The following is a 17,102-nucleotide window of genomic DNA, read 5'->3' as shown; positions in this document are numbered from 1 at the left end:
TTCATGCTGATCCGCTTTATTGCAGTTTTCCTTATTTCCATAGTACTCTTCGCTCTGATCGCAACTTTTCTGCCCAACATACTTAATTTCGTCTGGCTGGCCATAGGGATTCTATTCATTTTATGTTTAGGTTATCTCGCCGCAGTCTACATTCAGAAAATCAGACGGTTGATTAAACAGAAATAACGCGCCGGCTCAACACCGGGCGCGTTATTTTTATTACCGCTTATATTTTTACACTCCAGCCTTTCGCATCTTCTCTCACGCCAAGCTGGATCCCGGTTATTTCGTCGTACAGACGTTTCGCCAGTGGACCGACTTCTTCACCGTTGATCGTCATCGTATTTCCGAGCCAGTCGAGTCGTCCCACCGGAGAAATAACCGCTGCTGTACCGGCCCCGAAAGCCTCTTCAAGTTTTCCTTCCTCGTAATACTGATACAGCTCAGCAATAGAAATCTTTCTTTCTTCTACCGGAATATCCCAGTCCTTCAACAATTCCAGTACGGACATCCTGGTCACACCTTCGAGAATGCTGCCACTGAGAGCAGGGGTGATGACTTTCCCGTCTATCTTGAAGAAGATGTTCATACTCCCCACTTCTTCGATGTAACGCTTTTCTACACCATCGAGCCAAAGAACATCTGCATGCCCTTCTTTTTTCGCATTGGCCTGAGCGCGATATGCAGCCGAATAGTTTCCTGCTGTTTTTGCAGCACCGGTGCCACCTTTGACCGCTCTGGTGAACTCGTCTTCCACCTTAATCCGGACCGGCTTCATTCCACCTGCAAAATAAGGGCCTACCGGCGAAAGAATAATCATAAGTTTATACGATTGCGACGGAGCTACTGCAAGATTCGCCTCGGTCGAAATTATAAACGGGCGTATGTAAAGTGAAGTTCCTTCAAACTCCGGCACCCATTCTTTATCGACTTCCACCAGTTGTTTCACGTATTCGAGCACCCGTTCTTCATCAATTTCAGGTATGCTCATGCGACGGTTTGATTTGTTGAGACGTTCCATATTTTTGTCCGGACGGAACATGAGAGTCTCTCCGTCTTTGGTACGGTACGCTTTCATACCTTCGAAAACCGTCTGGCCATAATGAAAAATCATCGCTGCAGGATCCAGAGTGATCGGCGCATAAGGAATAATACGGGGATCGTACCATCCTTTCCCTTCTTCATAATCCATTACGAACATGTGATCCGTGAACATCTGACCGAACGGGATTTCCTTCGATTCCGGTTTCTGTTTCAAAGTCTCGGCTTTTTCGATTTTAATGGACACACCTATCTCCTCCTATCGTTTTTCAAAAAATTGTTCTGCTTTTTGTAAGAACTGCTCATCTTCCGGAGTAAGATCGAATTCTTCCACAATTGCCGCTACCGGGCACTGCATGACACACATGCCGCAGTCGATACACGTATTCGGATTTATGTAAAATTGATCTTCTCCTTCTTCAATACAGTCCACCGGACATACATCGACACATTCCCCCGACTTTTCATTCATACACGGGCTCGTGATGACAAACGCCATAGTTGTCCCTCCTAATAAAAAAACTGAATGATATCATCTGCAAAACAAGCCATCGACTTTGTCATTCATTTCTGTTTATTCTAACATATCATATTCAAAAAAATCAGGACGGAATCTCCGCCCTCAGGCTGTCGAGAAAGTCTCGGCAGCTTTTTTTTTAATAAAGTTGAACAAAGCTTCACAACCTTAAAAGAACGGTACGGGCTTATGTTTTGGTCACCTGCGCGGAAAAATATATGCGATCAAGTGTTACTGACGGCGATTTGCCAAAACATGAAGGAGCATCTTTTTTTAGGTGAAGGGCGGCCAAATTCCAGGAGACTCCTGCGGAAAACGGGCGATCCGAAACCCCGCAGTGGGGTACCACGAGGAGGCTCGGGCGTTCGTCCGCGGAAAGCGACTGGGATTCAACCGTACGTATTTGCAAAAAATCCGGAGAGAAATGCGGGAATTTTTACAAGCCGGGAGGGGATATCAGCCCTGATTATTCTCCGGTTAACTGCCGGTATTTTTTGAAAACCTCCCGGTACGTACGATGATTTTCCTCATTAAAGCGTACGATCTCACCTACGGGAGTGTACTCACGTATCTCTTCATAGGAGCCCACTCTTCCGGAACCGAAGAGGGAGACCCAGGCGGCGCCCCAGGCAGCACTGTGATGAGTGATGGAGAGCTCTATATCCTGACCGAACACATCGGCAAGAATCTTTACGAATATCCGTGATTTGGCAAGCCCGCCATTCATCCGTATTTTTTCCGGTCTTCCGGATATACGCTCCACCGAGTGACCTATGTGGTATAAATTGAAAGCTATCCCCTCGAGGCATGCCCTTACAAAGTGAGCCTGCCCGTGCCTCATCCCGAGATGATGAAAACTGCCGGTGGCCTCGGGGTCCCAGACAGGCGCCCTTTCCCCGTTTACGTGAGGAATGAATAGCACACCTTCTGCTCCCGGAGCTATTTCTTCTGCCAGTTCCGTCAATTCATCAGGGGAACCGTCGAAATTCATAACATTCTTCAGCCACTGTAATACAATTCCGCCATTATTCGTGGGACCACCTATAATAAATGAATCTTTTTCAAAAGCATATGTGAAAGTTTCCTGACTGTCATCTACGTAAGGGCTATGCGTGAATTGACGGATGGCTCCACTCGTCCCTGCAGAAATGGCAGCCTCTCCGGGCCTGATAGCTCCGTCTCCAAGATTTGCAAGTTGTCCGTCGCAGGCCCCCAAATAGAAGGGAATAGCCTCAGAGATGCCTGTTTCCTCCGCCACTCCCGCTTTCAAAGGAGATAACCGGGTCCGGGGAGAAGAAACAGGGTTCAGCATACGTTCGGAGATGCCTGCCACTTCAAGGGCCTTCCCATCCCATCTACCTTCTTTCAGATTATACATGCCGGTAGCCGAGGCCATCGAGTAATCAATGAGGTCATCACCGAACCAGTTGTGAATAATGTATTCTTTCAGGGATACGACTTTTTCAGCTCTCCTGAACATCTCCGTATGCCTCTTTTTATGATGATGTAATTTCACAAGAGGGGTCATCGGGTGTATCGGCGTGCCGGTACGTGCATATATTTCTTCTTTCCCGGGAATAGAGTCCATACTTTCAATGCTTCCGGCATCGGACCAGATAGAAGCGTTGGAAATGGCCTGCCCGTCCCCATCCACGAAAATCAACGAATGCATGGCCGCTGAAAAGCCACCTGAAATGATACGTGTCTGTTCTACTCCCTCTATAAGAGCGGCCAAAGCTTTACGGGTTTTCCGGTCCACTTCCACCGGATCCTGTTCTGCTCTTTTCCCGGAAAGATACATCGTATCCAGCTCTTCCTCCACTTCTTTTACAACACTGCCATCCGTCCGGAACAAAACTGCTTTGGCGCTTGTCGTTCCTATATCGAGTCCGATGACTAACTGTTCCTTCATGTTTCCCACCACCATCTGCTTATAATTATCCTGTTCGAAAAACCCCCGGCCCGTCAAAGGAGCTTCATCTCCTTGCGGCAGGCCGGGGTGAATTATATTACTTCAACCATTCGGTATGGAACGTTCCTTCTTTGTCTTTACGCTGATACGTATGAGCCCCGAAATAGTCACGCTGCGCCTGTATGAGGTTCGCAGGTAAATCGGCCGTACGATAACTGTCGTAGTAAGCGATCGCGCTTTGAAGAGTCGGTACAGGAATACCATTTTTCACAGCAATACTGACGACTGTACGGAGGGCGTCCTGATAACTTTCAACGATGTTCCTGAAATAATCATCGAGTAACAGATTATCAAGATCCGGGTCACGATCATAAGCTTCTTTTATCTTCTGGAGGAAGCCTGCGCGAATAATACATCCACCTCTCCAGATCATAGCGATATCACCATACTTCAATTCCCAGCCGTTTTCGTCACTTGCTTTTCTCATTTGAGCAAACCCTTGGGCGTAGGAACAGATTTTACTCATATACAAAGCCTTGCGGATCGCTTCGATAAGCTCCTCTCTGTCTTCATCAAAGGAAATTTCCGGTCCGGAGAAAACTTTACTCGCAGCCACTCTTTCCTCTTTCAGGGAAGAAATGAAGCGGGCAAAGACGGATTCCGTAATTAGAGGAAGCGGCACTCCAAGGTCCAGAGCATTTTTGCTCGTCCATTTCCCGGTGCCTTTCTGTCCGGCAGAATCGAGAATTACGTCTACCATCGGTTTACCTGTCTCCTCGTCTTTCTTCGTGAAAATATCGGCTGTGATTTCCATAAGGTAGGAATCAAGTTCGCCTTCATCCCATTTCTTAAACGTCTCATGCAGCTCGGCATCGTCCATTCCCGCAACGTCCTTCAACAGATGATAAGCTTCGGAGATGAGCTGCATATCCCCGTACTCAATACCATTGTGTACCATTTTAACGAAATGACCGGCGCCGTCCGGACCAATATATGTCGTACATGGGTCGCCATTCACTTTCGCGGAGATGTCTTCAAAAATCGGCCGTACAAGTTCATATGCTTCTTTCTGGCCGCCCGGCATGATTGAAGGTCCTTTCAGTGCCCCTTCTTCTCCACCGGAGACTCCGGTACCGATGAAATGAATACCGGATTCGGCAAGTTCTTCGTTACGACGCATCGTTTCCTCATACAGAGTATTTCCTCCATCGATAAGTACGTCCCCTTTATCAAGGTGAGGAAGTAACGACTGGATGGTTGCGTCCGTCGCCGGGCCCGCTTTTACCATAAGCATAATTTTCCGGGGCTTCTCCAGCGAAGCAACGAACTCTTCCACTGTCTCTGTTCCCGTGAAGTTTCTGCCTTTCACTTCGTTATTTATGAACTCTTCCGTTTTCTCGAAAGTACGATTAAATACCGAAACGGAGTAGCCGCGACTTTCAACATTCATAGCTAAATTCTTACCCATAACAGCAAGACCGATGACACCGAATTGATTTCCAGACATAATCAAAACTCCTTTATCCGTTCGTTTATTTTCCTGACTATTGATTGTGACACAGTCCGAATTACCGGCATACACTTGTATCAGAGAGGATTTCGCACACTTGGAAACCCGGCCGGGAAAACTGAATGATTTTACTTTACCATAAATAAAAAATTTTTTCAGACTTGAAATTGCATCAGGAAATTCGACAAAATTTCAAGCAGTAATGAAGACGGGCTATTTAAGATTTTTCACTGAAAGCGGCCCCCATCGATATAATTTGTAAAAAGCCGCCTTTTCCTGTTATCTTTACATGAAGTTATCATTACGGAGAGAAAAGCACCTGTCCTTCACGAAAAATAGTTTTCAATACTTTCTATCTGCGAATTTTGATATAATGTATAATCAACCTTAACGTACTGAAGAATCTGCTTTTAAATACGTACAGGAAAACGAAGAAGTGAATGTTGTTTTCCGTCGTTCCAAACGTTCTTTTACTTTGAAAGCGAATGATCCCAGTCTTTTTTAACGCATCAAAAGTATTTATCAATAATCAGCAAAGAGGAGTTCAATATGGAATATAAACTAGGCGTAATAGGCGGTATGGGCTCTGAGGCGACAAGTTATTTCTTCAAGGAAGTCGTCGCTCATACGGAAGTGAAAAAAGATCAGGACCACATTGATACCGTCATTTTAAATCATGCAAGTCTGCCGGACCGTACAGAAGCTATCCTTACGGGGGACGACGAAGAATTCATTAACAGGATTGTTCAGGATGTTCAATTGCTGGAGAAGATAAACGTTCAGAACATTGCCATTCCCTGTAATACGACCCACTATTTCTATAACATCATCCAGGAAGAGACCTCCGTCCCTATTATTCATATGCCGAAAGAAAGTGTCGCTTCCGCAGTAAGTAATTTTGATGACGTAAAAAAAATTGGGATCATGGCGACTACCGGAACGATACGGACAGGAATTTACCGTAAGGAATGCGAGGAGATGGGTGTAGAACTCGTGGCTCCGTCTGAAGCTGGACAGGAAGATGTCATGTCTCTGATTTATGATGAAATAAAACAAGGTCTTCCGGGTGACAGATCGAAATTTGACCGTGCTTATCAGGAATTGATGGCTGCAGGCAGTGACGTAATCATCCTGGCCTGTACGGAGTTATCCGTGTTCGGGGAAAAAAATGAACTGTACCCTAACTGCCTGGATGCCATGGAAGTGTTAGTGAAAGAAGTGATTGCCCGTTCGGAAGAATACCAGGAAGCATTATAACAGGGTAAGTCCGGGTTTTAACTTACGGTTGCTTTTATCACCTAACCCTGCCATACTGAATCAATTATCAAAGAAAAGCAGGTGATGGATTGATAGAAGTACGTACTTCTCAAATTACAGACGTCGAAGATGAATTCAACAAAGGGGTGTTCGCCTCTGAACTGATCAGAAAAGGGACCCGTTTCCACCGGGCGCCGGTACTTCCCTACCCGAACGAACAGCACAAACATATTGAAAAAACGTATCTGGCCGATTACGCTTTTGAATATGGAGAGAATCATACCGCCTTTTTGCTCGGTTACGGTATGATGTTCAATCATTCTTATGAGCCGAACGCCATTTATGAAATAAATTTCGACAACCATTCTTTTGATTTCTATGCTTACCGTGATATACAGCCGGATGAAGAGATTTTCATCAACTACAACGGGGAAGCGGACATCGATGATCCTTTATGGTTCCATAAAGAAGAGGAGCAGGATTAATCATCCGCTCCTCTTCTTTTATATATCCGTCAGTTTGTTGTACGGTTTTTACAGATGTTCTCCGTGCTCCAGTTTCGCTATATGCTCCCTCAGATCCTCTTTTCTCACTCTCCAGTGTCTCCCGATTTTAAACCCGGGAATCCTTCCGTCCTGCACCAGTTTGTAGGTGGTCACTTCACTGATCTGCAAATACTCCGCGACCTGAGCCACCGTCATGATTTCACGTTCCTTATCCATCAGCAACCGTCCTTCATTTCTATTCTGCTATTGTCAGTGTACGCGTTTCCTTTGAAATTCACAATCAAAACTCGGTGAAACCGATGAACTGAATCACTCCAACCATAATTTCTCATTGCAATTCAGTCGTTTATATTATACTCTGTTATAGTCCATTATAAGTCATTTAAAGACAATGATTCAAATTTTCATTGCTTACCCAATGAAAAAAGATAAATTCATAAAAGAAAGAGGGTACCTATGTTCTCATCCACCTTAAAGCAGGAATGGTTCGGAAACGTTCGCGGCGACATTCTTTCAGGTATTGTAGTAGCTCTGGCTCTCATTCCTGAAGCGATCGCCTTTTCAATTATAGCAGGCGTCGACCCCATGGTCGGTCTCTACGCTTCCTTCTGTATTGCGGTAGTCATTGCATTCGTCGGAGGCAGACCCGGCATGATTTCGGCAGCTACAGGAGCGATGGCTCTGCTCATGGTAACGCTCGTGGCGGAACACGGTCTCGAATATTTACTGGCCACCACCATTTTAACGGGGGTTCTGCAGATTATTCTCGGGGTATTTAAGCTGGCCCGTTTCATGAAATTTATACCAAAATCGGTGATGGTCGGTTTCGTCAACGCGCTGGCTATTCTGATTTTCACTTCCCAGCTGCAGCATTTCGAAGGGGAAGGCTGGATCATCTATGTACTTGTCGGAGCTACACTTGCTATCATCTACCTTTTCCCTCTGATCAATAAGACGATTCCCTCCACGCTCGTCGCCATCGTAGTTATGAGTGTCATCGTCGTAACGATGGGGATTGATGTGAGGAACGTCGGGAGTATGGGCGAACTTACCCAAACGTTGCCTATTTTCGCACTTCCAGATATACCGCTTAATTTCGAAACGTTAGCGATTATATTTCCGTATGCCATGGCACTGACAATTGTCGGGTTGCTTGAATCGTTACTGACAGCCTCGATCGTCGATGATTTCACCGATACGGAAAGTGATAAAAATAAAGAGAGCCGCGGCCAGGGAATAGCCAACGTCGTGGCCGGATGCTTCGGCGGTATGGCAGGCTGTGCTATGATCGGTCAGTCCGTCATCAACGTCAAGTCCGGGGGACGCGGACGTTTGTCTACTCTGGTAGCCGGGGTTTTTCTTATGTTTCTCATCGTAGTCCTCGGAAACGTCGTCGTACAGATTCCGATGGCTGCCCTTGCCGGAGTCATGATCATGGTATCCATCGGAACTTTCGACTGGGGTTCTGTGCGTAATATCCATAAGACCCCGCTTTCCGACGCAGCGGTTATGGTCATCACGGTGGTGACTGTCGTCGTGACTCACAACCTTGCTTACGGTGTGCTGGCCGGGGTCGTCCTGAGCATGATTTTCTTTGCGGTTAAAATCTCCAGGGTCCGTGTTTTATCCCTGTATATGAACGAAGCACAAAAACGTATATACTATGTACAGGGGCAACTGTTCTTCGCTTCTGTCACCGAATTCCAGGAATCTATCGAATTTAATGAAATTCCTTCTGTAAAAGAAGTTATAATCGATTTAAGCGAATCCCACCTGTGGGATGATTCAGCGATCGGAGCCCTGGATAGTGTAGAAGCCAAGTTTGACCAAAAAGGTATCGACGTTACGTTTGTGGGAATTAACGCAGAAAGCAGACGTTTACTTGAAAAAGTAGGGGGAGTTTCCAAAACCTCCTTCTAATAAACCGTAAGGGAGTTCTGATATGTATACCAAAATACTTTTAGCATCCGACGGATCCGAACATTCTCATCGGGCGATCGACGAAGCCTTGAAAATGGTGGATCCCTATAAAGATGAAGTTCATATTGAAGTTGTTTACGCTGTAGATGGTGATCAGTCCAAAAAAGACGTGCTGAAATATGGGGATTCCGACACCGCTTCCCTGAAACGGAAAGAAAAATTCCAGTCCACCATCGAATATATCGAGGCGAAGGGGCTTGCAGCCGACATTACGATTTTGCACGGTCAGCCGGCTGAGACACTGATTGAGTATGCGAACGAAGGCGACTACGACTGTGTGCTCGTCGGAAGCCGGGGACGGAATAAATTCCAGACGTTGATTCTCGGCAGCGTCAGCCATAAGTTAGTGAAGTATATTCAATGTCCGGTGGTCGTTGTGAAATAATTCATGGACTTTTATAAAAAAGTGAACTTCCAGGAAGAGCGGTTTTTTTCATTTACTGAAGAAAATCGCTCTTTTTATGCAAAAAATCGCCTCCTCTGTATGAGGAGACGATTAACAAAACTTATGAGCGTCGGAAGTTACCGAGCACTTCGACGGTTTCCGTCACGCTCACGAAAGCCCGCGGGTCCACGTCCTGGATGATGGACTTGACAAGCGCCAGCTCGTAGCGGGAAATCACCGTGTACAGAATCTTTCGTTCCTCGTTGGAATATCCCCCTTGAGCATTCATCACCGTAATGCCGCGTATAAGATTTCCAATCAGTTCACCACGGAGTTTCTGATCCTGATCGGTCACCACCATAAGACTGAGTTTAATGTGACGGGTGTGGATACGGTCTACGACGATTCCGGTAATATAAATGGAAGCCAGTGTGTAAAGTGCGAGTTCCCAGGTAAAGAAAAATCCGGAAGCGAACACGACGAGACTATTCAGACCGAACACGAGAACGCCAAGAGGCAGATCACGTTTCAGGGTAAGGACTAATCCGATAACGTCAAACCCTCCGGTGGAGCCGTAAAAACGGATAATGGTACCGATACATGCGCCGACGATGACTCCCCCGAATACGGAAGACAAAAGTGCATCCTCTGTCACTTGAAGCACCGGCACATAGAGCATAGCCACCGACGTTACTGCCACGGAAAACACACTGTTGGCGATGAACTCTTTTCCAAGTTTCATCCAGCCGATGATCAGCACCGGTATGTTGAATACGATAAGCCAGATCCCTGAACTTAACGGGGTCAGCAGGCCGAATATCATAGCCAGTCCGGTTACACCGCCCGATAGAACTTCATGCGGCAGCAGGAAGAAATTAAACGCAAAAGCCAAAACTACTGATGCCGTGAATAATACAATAAGATTTCTGAAACGATGTCTCACTTACTATCCCTCCGATCTCTCGGGTTTCTTAATAACACTTAATAGATTTTAGGGTCACAAAAAAAAGAAGTCAATAAAAAAATCACCGTTTCTTTGAAGGCTCCTGAGAAATCTGTATATTAAAAGCAGCTGCAGAGGAGGGGCCCCTGCAGCTGCTTACAACGTTCTATTCTATAAGCTCTCATCCCAGTATTCTGACAGCTTCCGGATAATGTCAGCTGCAGCACTATCCTCGGAGAGTCTCGGACTCTGCCCGGACCACAGGGACATAAACTCCGTCTTCTGCAGCCGTCCGGCTTCCTTACGGATCGGTTTTGTCAACGCGTTCTGGAGGGGATATTCAAGAATCGTCCGTCCTTCCATTTCGCGGATGAAGCGGTTCTCAATCCCGCGGGCCGGTTTCCCGCTGAACACATCGGTCACGACAGTGTCAGCTTCTGTCGCTTCAAGAATAGCACCTTTGTGTACGCGTTTGGCACCACTTTCCTTACTCGTCACGAAAGCCGTGCCAAGTTGCACACCTTCCGCCCCGAGAGCAAACGACGCGGCTATCCCCCTTTTATCCATAATACCTCCGGCCGCTATAACCGGAATGGATATATGATCGGTGATCTGCGGAATAAGCGACATCAGGCCGATCATCCCTTTTTCGAATGAAGCGTGGAAAGTCCCACGGTGGCCACCGGCTTCTGCTCCCTGAGCTACGATTGCATCCATTCCCGCTTCTTCGTTGAGCACCGCTTCTTCCACTGTCGTGGCAGTGCCGATCACTTTTATCCCGGACTGCTTCAGGGAACGGATCACCTCTTCCGGCGGAATACCGAAAGTGAAGCTGACTACAGGCACCTTCTCTGCCAGAATACCTTCTATCTGTTCATCGAAAACAGACGGAGTATCGGGGTTCACGACTGCCTCCATCCCCAGTTCTTCTCTGAAAGGGTGAAGGGCACGCATAGCTTTCTCTTCTTCTTCGAGGCCTGAAGAAGGATGACCAGGGACAAACAAATTAACGCCAAAAGGTTTTTCTGTACGTTCTTTCACTTCCCGGATCGACTCCTTCATCGCTTCCGCCTCCATGTAGCCTGCTCCTATCGTACCGAACCCTCCTGCTTCGGAGACGGCCGCCACCAGCCCGGGTGTCGTCACTCCTCCGGCCATCCCTGCCTGTACAATCGGGTAATTTGTTTCCAGCAGCTGAACGATTCTTTCACCTTTCATATTTTGAACCTCCCCTGTCATACATTCTTTTTCAGAAAAACATATCCGGTTTTCTCATAATCCATCTTCTCTTCATAAAACTTGTGAGCATGAGACTGAGTCATTCCTGAAGATAGAGCTACGTGATCATATTTATTCTGAGCGGCCCACTGCTCAACGAAATGAAGCATCATTTCCCCGTACCCGTAATTCCGTTTTTCATTTGTAACTACAAGGTCTTCGATCCATACGAGTCGTCCATAGTAAAGACTTACAGCCGGTTTGAAACCTGCGACTGCAACGATTTCCTCTTCCTCCATCATACCGAACATATGGTAATTATCCCGCTCCATGGCTTCCGTCACCAGTTCCGAATACTTGTTCAGATCGAGGTTCGTACGTAATTCATTCACTACAGCGAAAGCCTTGGTAATATCCTGTTTCGTCGTCAGTTCTACAAGTTCCATGTATTAACACTCCCGGTCATTCTTATTACTTTCCCATTCAATTCTTCTCCAGCCTCTTTCATCCCTAATTTTTTGTAAAAAGCGACAGCTCTCCTGTTCTCAGGAGCGACACGCAGGTGAAATTCAGTGATATCTTTGTCACGGAAAAATTTCATGGCGTAATTATACAGATTCAAGCCAAAGCCGAGGTCCCGCCATTCTTTCTCAAGATAAAAAAGGTGAACGTAACCGATGATCCGCCCCTTGAACTCCCGGACCGACAGTTCCAGTTGGCCGACTGTCTCTCCTTTTTTCTTCACAAGTTTCATACCGTCGGGAAATTCTTCCGCCTTCTTCTGTAACCAGTCCAGATAATCTTCTTCGTTCATAGAATCCGAACTGCCGAAACTTTCCTGAAACACTTCTCTTCTGAATCGGAGTACCGTGTCTCTTTCTTTTTTCACGTCGATAGAAGTAAATTCCATTTTTACTCCTCCCCTTAATTTACAGCGAAAATATATACGCCTACGAGAAGCACCAGCAGAACGGCTATACTGGTCATGAACCCGATGAGCCAGCTGGAGGAACGGAAACGGCTCTCATTGATATTCTTCCGGATGGTATAGTAATTGACAGTAGAGCCGACGATAGTCAATATTCCAAGAGCAAGAGCCCCGATACTGACAGTCAGCACAAGTGTCTCTTCCGTTCCCCCCTCCCCGGGGCCTGCATTTATATGCAGCGTCGTGGCCAGAAATCCGATGCCGACCAGGGCAATCGCCGTACGGATCCAGGCCAGGTACGTACGTTCATTCGCCAAATGCTGCTGGATCAGCTTCTGTTCATCCATTCGTCCGGCCTTCCTTATTCTCCCGCCTTCTTCTAAGAACGATCGCAATACATATTCCTATATAAGCGCCAATTACTGCAGGGATGAAGGGCATATCGAAAACCAGTACGGCTATACCGACAATAATAAGCGGCAGTATTACATAATCGAATATTTTCAGCATGTTATCCCTCTTTCAATCTTCATTCAATCGTCTTCACCAATCGTATCATATCACGGCACTGTATGCCGTTTTCCCATATATCTTCATCGTACTGTTTTACGAAGAAATCTTTGTCTACGTGATCAATACGAAATCCGTTGCGCTGATAAAACAATAGCTGACCGATACTTGAGTTCCCCGTTCCTGTTTCCAGATTTTCATACCCTTCAGCAGCCTCAGCAGCAAACTGTAAAAGCCGGGACCCCACACCTTTGCCCCGGTAAGAACCTGAAACAGCTATATTTACCACTTCCAGTGTACCCGGCCGGGTCGGAAGGAGTACCATAACACCGATGACTATTCCGGCTTCCTCTGCGACAAACACGTCTCCCCGTTTTATGTAGTCGATGACGTGTTCTTTCTTCGGGTCCGCTTCCAGCAGGAGTTTCATAGGCGCCTCGGCTTTCTCGCAAGATGTAGTAATCACTGACTTCATCCCCTTTCCTTTTCATGCAGAAACTGTATTTCAATATTTTATCATACCCGGGTTCAGGTGATGAGCTCTCCTTACGTTTCAGTCTGTTCAGGTGTGGTATTATTACTTTCGAGGTGAATTAACATGGAACTATTGCCTGCTTCATTTTTTCGACAGCCGGCCCTCACCCTTGCGGAGGACCTGCTCGGCTGTGAGCTGATCAAAGAGACGGAAGAAGGAACAGCTTCCGGCTACATCGTAGAGACCGAAGTCTATATCGGAGCTGTGGACAAGGCGGCCCACAGCTACAACTATAAACGTACCAAACGTACGGAAGTGATGTTCGGAGAAGCCGGACATGCCTACACTTACGTAATGCACACCCACTGTCTTGTAAACGTGGTGGCGGGAGAAGTGGGAGAACCGGAAGCGATTCTCATCCGTGCCGTGGAACCTGTCCGGGGGATAGATCTTATGTACAAAAGACGCGGGGATAAAAAGGAAAAGGAACTTACGAGCGGCCCCGGTAAACTTACGAAAGCGCTCGGAATCGTGAAGGACGACTACGGACATCCTTACGGGGAACCCCCGTTGTACATCGCTAAGGGTTTCACCCCGGAACACATTTCCACCGGTCCCCGCATCGGTATCGATAATTCAGAGGAAGCCAGAGATTTCCCCTGGCGTTTCTGGGTTACCGGCAACAGGTTTGTGTCCAGATGAAGACCTGCCGGGAATTGCAGTTTTGTGCCTCCCGTCCCTGCGGCACTATGAGGAATGGCAGATAAAAAGAACGCTTCAGTCACGAAGCGTTCTTTGCCCGGCTTCCCCGGACCCTGCCAGCTTTTTTCGAACGTTGGCGTTCAGCTGGTCCATTTCTTCAATAAACTGTTCACTGGAAGCGATGATCCGCTCCGATGACTGTTCGGTCGTCTCCAGAGCTTCAAATACATTATCGAAAGATTCCTGAAGCGCTTCGATGCTGATGGCGGGATTTTCCATCATGGAAGTCGCTTCTTTCGTGTTATCCCGTAAGTTCCTCGAGTTTGATAACAGCATCTCTTCCGTCGCTTTATTCACACCATTAACCGTATCGATTACTTCTTTCTGATTATTCAGCGCCAGCTGAATCGTTGCGGAGACGGTAATAATATTTTTAGTGAGCGTTACCGCATTCCGAATGGATTCTTTCAGTTTTTCATTGTTTCTTTTAATGATATCAACCGAGGAAATACTTTGAATGAGTACGCTTTTCATCTGCGTCATATTTCTGGTCCGGGTGATGATTTTCTCTTTCCCCTCTTCAATCAGTGCATCGTCGTGTTCTCCGGTTCCTTCTTTTTCTTTCAGAAGCTGGAACAGTTTCTTTCCGAGATAGATCTGCTTTTCCAGCTCGTATATACGCTCCCGGGCACTTTCCTTAATTAAGCCGAGCTCCACACTGTCCTCTTCCAGCCGGTCCTTGCCGGCAAGTAAACTGCGGACGATCGTTTCAATACGTCCGTCCACGGTTTCGTATTTCTTCATGTAGCGTTCAATCGGTTTTTTGTTGCTCATTTTGTAAAAAAATCTGGTCACTGCATTCCCTTCTGTCTGTTTCGGATCCAGATCGGAAACTACGTTCTTCAATTCATTCAGAGTCCGCGGTATATCATTGTTACTTTTATTCATGAGATCGTTCACCGGTCTTTTGAGAGAATCCATCGTTTCTCCGGCCACCCGCTGTTCTTTCTCACCGAGATCACCGAGCTCCTTTAATACCTCCGAAACCGAGCCGTCTTCGGCCGTGTCGAACTGACCGGCGTAGGATTCGGCTTCCCGGTTCAAACGTTCCATATCTTCCTGTTTAATCAGCGTCTTCGCTTCCTTCAGATCCTGCTCATCCATTTCTGCTTCTATACTTTTATTTTCAAACTCCTTACTCATGTCGCATCTCTCCTTATAAGGTATCGATAAAACCGTATGCCTGGTTGACTCGTACGGCAGAAGCGGACGTCTATCTGTAATACGCAGCGACGAGGACAAGGGTTTCGATTTTCAATGCGGATCTTCGTCTCCGGATGAAAACGCCTCCCGTCCGGAGTCTTTATATTTCGTAGTGATGATACCTTTACTTCTTGCAAAATCCTTTGTATACGTCTCTTCTTCTTTAGCTTCCAGCCTTTCGATGAACTTTCGTAAGTCCTCCATCGTCTCCTTCAGTTCCTCTTTTTTCTTCTGTTTATTTTCAGGCGACAGGATGGAAAAAGAATCCAAAAAAGCAGGAACATCTTTAAGGATCATCGTTTCCAGCGCATGCTGATCCTCTATATCGAGTTTATCGATCCGTTCGAACTGCTTCTGCGTGCGTTTTTTAAAGCTTCTCCAGCCCGCCTGCAGCTCCGGATCACTTTCAGCGAAAGGAAACACCCATCCTTCGAATATCTCCGCCGCCTGTTCGCTCACCTGATTATCAGGAGGGCTTTCTTCACGTGCCCCGGTCACGTTGTGTTCCAGGTAAGAGTCGAGGAACAAGAAAAGTTTTGTCGCAAAATCCCCGAGCGTTTCTCCGAGTCCTTTTTTGCGTGTGAACTCTTCTTTCAATGAAGTAGGGACCAGGGAATCTTCCTCCCGGCCGTTTATTCTCTCCAGCCTGGCAATAAGCAGCCTCGGCGGTTTACCGTACATCTCAACGGTCGCCTGGAACATGGAAGACAGTGGAACCGTTACTGTCATGTAGACTCCTTTCCAGGACAGATCGACGATGTATCTCGTTTTCATTTCAGCTATTTCTTCAATATCAAGGTCAATATACACAGGTCTTTTCCCTTTAGCGACCTGTTTCATATCTCTGAAAGTCTGGAAATCAATGTAATGCTGGTATTCGGAACCGTACGGCATGAACGTTCGTTCAAGTGTTCCGAGTGTAGAAGAGTAGAGGTCTTCCATCGTTCATCATCCCCTTCTTATTCACCCTTCCTAACGGGTGCTATAGTAAAAGAATACCACAAATACCGGGTATAGAATAAGCTGAAGACGTTACCTGAAAAAAACAAGACCGGCTCCCGGCCGATCTTTACGCGTTAAGGGAATCATTCAGTTTTTTCGCCTGGAAATAGAAGTACAGATAGCAGCCAGTCCAGATTAAAACGTATACGATCAGAAAAAGCAGAACCCCGAACAGCAGCCCTGCGAAAGTAAGGGGGAACCAGCCGATACCGATGCCAAGAATAAAATAGAGAGAAGTGACGATAAAGAAGTGTACAATCGTCCGTTTTCTGAGTGTCCAATGTTCAAATGTAAAAATCAGGGCTCCTACACTGAAAAACCAGCCGCAGAAAATAGATGCCGCCGAATTTTTGATAAATAGCGCGGCGTCAAAGGATTCTGCCCCTGCTGCGTAGAATCCGGTATACATCAATACAGCGATAAGTGCTCCAAAACAGATACCGACAAAGCTTTGGAAAATCAATTTCTTTCCCATTTTCTTCATCCTTTCCCTTCGAGTTTATTCCTGATTTCGGACACGTATTTCCGGGATACGTACTCCTTCTCCCCGTTTTTAAAATAAACGCACAGGGTACCATTGAAAGAAGCTTCAAATTTTTGCAGAGCATCGAGATTTGCTATCGCTGATTTCGAAAGTCTTACGAAATGTTCCGGATCCAGTTCTTTTTCAAGCTCGTACAGTCGCTCTTTCATTCGATACCTCCCGTCTTCGGTACGGGCCATCACCGTCTTATTTTCTGTATAGAGGTACAGGATTTCTTCAGGTTTGAATATGTGACGTGTATCGTCATTCACCCCACTGAAGTAAGAGCGTCTTCTCTCTTGTAACCGCTCCATAAGCAGACTCACTTCCTCATTCCATTCTTTCGCCCGGATCAGAACTTCCAATCGTTCCAGCGCCTCATCGATTTCCACGTTGATTTTCATACCCTGGGCCTCCCTTCCTCGCTATC

The 17,102-nt window shown here is 46.5% G+C and carries 22 protein-coding genes; 6 read left to right on the top strand and 16 right to left on the bottom strand.

All coding sequences use genetic code 11. The features are described from left to right. Positions 1 to 3 precede the first annotated feature (3 nt). Positions 4 to 186: a hypothetical protein gene (locus CKW00_RS03095; RefSeq protein ID WP_008589514.1), complete on the top strand. Its 183-nt coding sequence runs from the start codon at positions 4 to 6 to the stop codon at positions 184 to 186. Between the two features lie 40 nt (positions 187 to 226). Here the strand turns inward: CKW00_RS03095 and CKW00_RS03090 are convergent, their stop codons facing one another. The 4 genes from CKW00_RS03090 to gndA form a co-directional block, all read right to left on the bottom strand. Further along, positions 227 to 1,288, bottom strand: coding sequence for a branched-chain amino acid aminotransferase (locus CKW00_RS03090; RefSeq protein ID WP_095821330.1), 1,062 nt, complete (start codon positions 1,286 to 1,288; stop codon positions 227 to 229). Positions 1,289 to 1,300: 12 nt separating this feature from the next. Further along, positions 1,301 to 1,540: an indolepyruvate ferredoxin oxidoreductase subunit alpha gene (locus tag CKW00_RS03085; RefSeq protein ID WP_008589510.1), complete on the bottom strand. Its 240-nt coding sequence runs from the start codon at positions 1,538 to 1,540 to the stop codon at positions 1,301 to 1,303. Positions 1,541 to 2,024: 484 nt separating this feature from the next. After that, positions 2,025 to 3,470 (bottom strand): gluconokinase, encoded by a 1,446-nt coding sequence (locus CKW00_RS03075; RefSeq protein ID WP_233129694.1) that lies wholly within the window; start codon positions 3,468 to 3,470, stop codon positions 2,025 to 2,027. Positions 3,471 to 3,567: 97 nt separating this feature from the next. Continuing rightward, positions 3,568 to 4,977, bottom strand: coding sequence for an NADP-dependent phosphogluconate dehydrogenase (gene gndA, locus CKW00_RS03070; protein WP_095821327.1), 1,410 nt, complete (start codon positions 4,975 to 4,977; stop codon positions 3,568 to 3,570). A 552-nt stretch (positions 4,978 to 5,529) separates the two neighbouring features. Between gndA and cuyB the strand changes: the two genes are divergently transcribed. Together cuyB and CKW00_RS03060 are read left to right on the top strand one after the other, a co-directional pair. After that, the gene (gene cuyB / locus CKW00_RS03065) at positions 5,530 to 6,237 is read left to right on the top strand and encodes a cysteate racemase (RefSeq protein WP_095821326.1); all 708 of its coding nucleotides are present in this window, start codon (positions 5,530 to 5,532) and stop codon (positions 6,235 to 6,237) included. 89 nt (positions 6,238 to 6,326) lie between these two features. Beyond that, entirely contained in the window at positions 6,327 to 6,722 is a 396-nt protein-coding gene (locus CKW00_RS03060; RefSeq protein ID WP_095821325.1) for an SET domain-containing protein, read from the top strand. A 48-nt stretch (positions 6,723 to 6,770) separates the two neighbouring features. Here the strand turns inward: CKW00_RS03060 and CKW00_RS03055 are convergent, their stop codons facing one another. Next, positions 6,771 to 6,959 (bottom strand): helix-turn-helix domain-containing protein, encoded by a 189-nt coding sequence (locus tag CKW00_RS03055; RefSeq protein WP_095821324.1) that lies wholly within the window; start codon positions 6,957 to 6,959, stop codon positions 6,771 to 6,773. Between the two features lie 240 nt (positions 6,960 to 7,199). Here CKW00_RS03055 and CKW00_RS03050 point away from each other — a divergent pair, with 240 nt between their 5' ends. Both CKW00_RS03050 and CKW00_RS03045 read left to right on the top strand, forming a co-directional pair. Continuing rightward, complete coding sequence (locus tag CKW00_RS03050; RefSeq protein ID WP_095821323.1) at positions 7,200 to 8,663, top strand: SulP family inorganic anion transporter; 1,464 nt, start codon at positions 7,200 to 7,202, stop codon at positions 8,661 to 8,663. 22 nt (positions 8,664 to 8,685) lie between these two features. Beyond that, positions 8,686 to 9,108: a universal stress protein gene (locus tag CKW00_RS03045; protein ID WP_095821322.1), complete on the top strand. Its 423-nt coding sequence runs from the start codon at positions 8,686 to 8,688 to the stop codon at positions 9,106 to 9,108. 121 nt (positions 9,109 to 9,229) lie between these two features. Here CKW00_RS03045 and CKW00_RS03040 read toward each other — a convergent pair whose 3' ends face one another. From CKW00_RS03040 to CKW00_RS03015, 7 genes are all read right to left on the bottom strand, one after another. Continuing rightward, on the bottom strand, positions 9,230 to 10,051 hold the full coding sequence (locus tag CKW00_RS03040; protein WP_095821321.1) for a YitT family protein: 822 nt from the start codon (positions 10,049 to 10,051) through the stop codon (positions 9,230 to 9,232). Between the two features lie 171 nt (positions 10,052 to 10,222). After that, complete coding sequence (locus CKW00_RS03035) at positions 10,223 to 11,269, bottom strand: NAD(P)H-dependent flavin oxidoreductase (protein ID WP_095821320.1); 1,047 nt, start codon at positions 11,267 to 11,269, stop codon at positions 10,223 to 10,225. Between the two features lie 17 nt (positions 11,270 to 11,286). Continuing rightward, positions 11,287 to 11,715, bottom strand: a complete 429-nt coding sequence (locus CKW00_RS03030) for a GNAT family N-acetyltransferase (RefSeq protein ID WP_095821319.1) — start codon at positions 11,713 to 11,715, stop codon at positions 11,287 to 11,289. Then, the gene (locus CKW00_RS03025; RefSeq protein WP_095821318.1) at positions 11,703 to 12,179 is read right to left on the bottom strand and encodes a GNAT family N-acetyltransferase; all 477 of its coding nucleotides are present in this window, start codon (positions 12,177 to 12,179) and stop codon (positions 11,703 to 11,705) included. The genes CKW00_RS03030 and CKW00_RS03025 overlap by 13 nt, the downstream gene beginning before the upstream one ends. 14 nt (positions 12,180 to 12,193) lie before the next feature. After that, positions 12,194 to 12,544, bottom strand: a complete 351-nt coding sequence (locus CKW00_RS03020; protein WP_095821317.1) for a YidH family protein — start codon at positions 12,542 to 12,544, stop codon at positions 12,194 to 12,196. Further along, on the bottom strand, positions 12,537 to 12,707 hold the full coding sequence (locus CKW00_RS13655) for a hypothetical protein (RefSeq protein WP_158221266.1): 171 nt from the start codon (positions 12,705 to 12,707) through the stop codon (positions 12,537 to 12,539). The genes CKW00_RS03020 and CKW00_RS13655 overlap by 8 nt, the downstream gene beginning before the upstream one ends. A gap of 19 nt (positions 12,708 to 12,726) precedes the next feature. Next, a complete protein-coding gene (locus CKW00_RS03015; RefSeq protein ID WP_095821316.1) occupies positions 12,727 to 13,182 on the bottom strand; it encodes a GNAT family N-acetyltransferase in 456 nt (151 codons plus the stop codon). A gap of 123 nt (positions 13,183 to 13,305) precedes the next feature. On the opposite strand from CKW00_RS03015, the gene CKW00_RS03010 reads away from it, so the two are divergent. Continuing rightward, positions 13,306 to 13,884: a DNA-3-methyladenine glycosylase gene (locus CKW00_RS03010; RefSeq protein ID WP_095821315.1), complete on the top strand. Its 579-nt coding sequence runs from the start codon at positions 13,306 to 13,308 to the stop codon at positions 13,882 to 13,884. A gap of 75 nt (positions 13,885 to 13,959) precedes the next feature. On the opposite strand, the gene CKW00_RS03005 is transcribed toward CKW00_RS03010, so the two are convergent. The 4 genes from CKW00_RS03005 to CKW00_RS02990 all read right to left on the bottom strand — a co-directional run bounded on the left by CKW00_RS03005 (position 13,960) and on the right by CKW00_RS02990 (position 17,076). Next, positions 13,960 to 15,087 (bottom strand): toxic anion resistance protein, encoded by a 1,128-nt coding sequence (locus CKW00_RS03005; RefSeq protein ID WP_095821314.1) that lies wholly within the window; start codon positions 15,085 to 15,087, stop codon positions 13,960 to 13,962. A gap of 111 nt (positions 15,088 to 15,198) precedes the next feature. Beyond that, positions 15,199 to 16,089: a hypothetical protein gene (locus tag CKW00_RS03000; protein WP_095821313.1), complete on the bottom strand. Its 891-nt coding sequence runs from the start codon at positions 16,087 to 16,089 to the stop codon at positions 15,199 to 15,201. A 127-nt stretch (positions 16,090 to 16,216) separates the two neighbouring features. After that, the gene (locus CKW00_RS02995) at positions 16,217 to 16,624 is read right to left on the bottom strand and encodes a DUF3021 domain-containing protein (protein ID WP_095821312.1); all 408 of its coding nucleotides are present in this window, start codon (positions 16,622 to 16,624) and stop codon (positions 16,217 to 16,219) included. Positions 16,625 to 16,629: 5 nt separating this feature from the next. After that, positions 16,630 to 17,076, bottom strand: coding sequence for a LytTR family DNA-binding domain-containing protein (locus CKW00_RS02990; protein WP_095821311.1), 447 nt, complete (start codon positions 17,074 to 17,076; stop codon positions 16,630 to 16,632). Positions 17,077 to 17,102 lie beyond the last annotated feature (26 nt).

This window comes from Salimicrobium humidisoli (assembly GCF_002295105.1).
Classification (GTDB): domain Bacteria; phylum Bacillota; class Bacilli; order Bacillales; family Halobacillaceae; genus Salimicrobium; species Salimicrobium humidisoli.
Note: the sequence above shows the minus strand (reverse complement) of the source record. Positions and strands in the feature narration are given on the sequence as shown.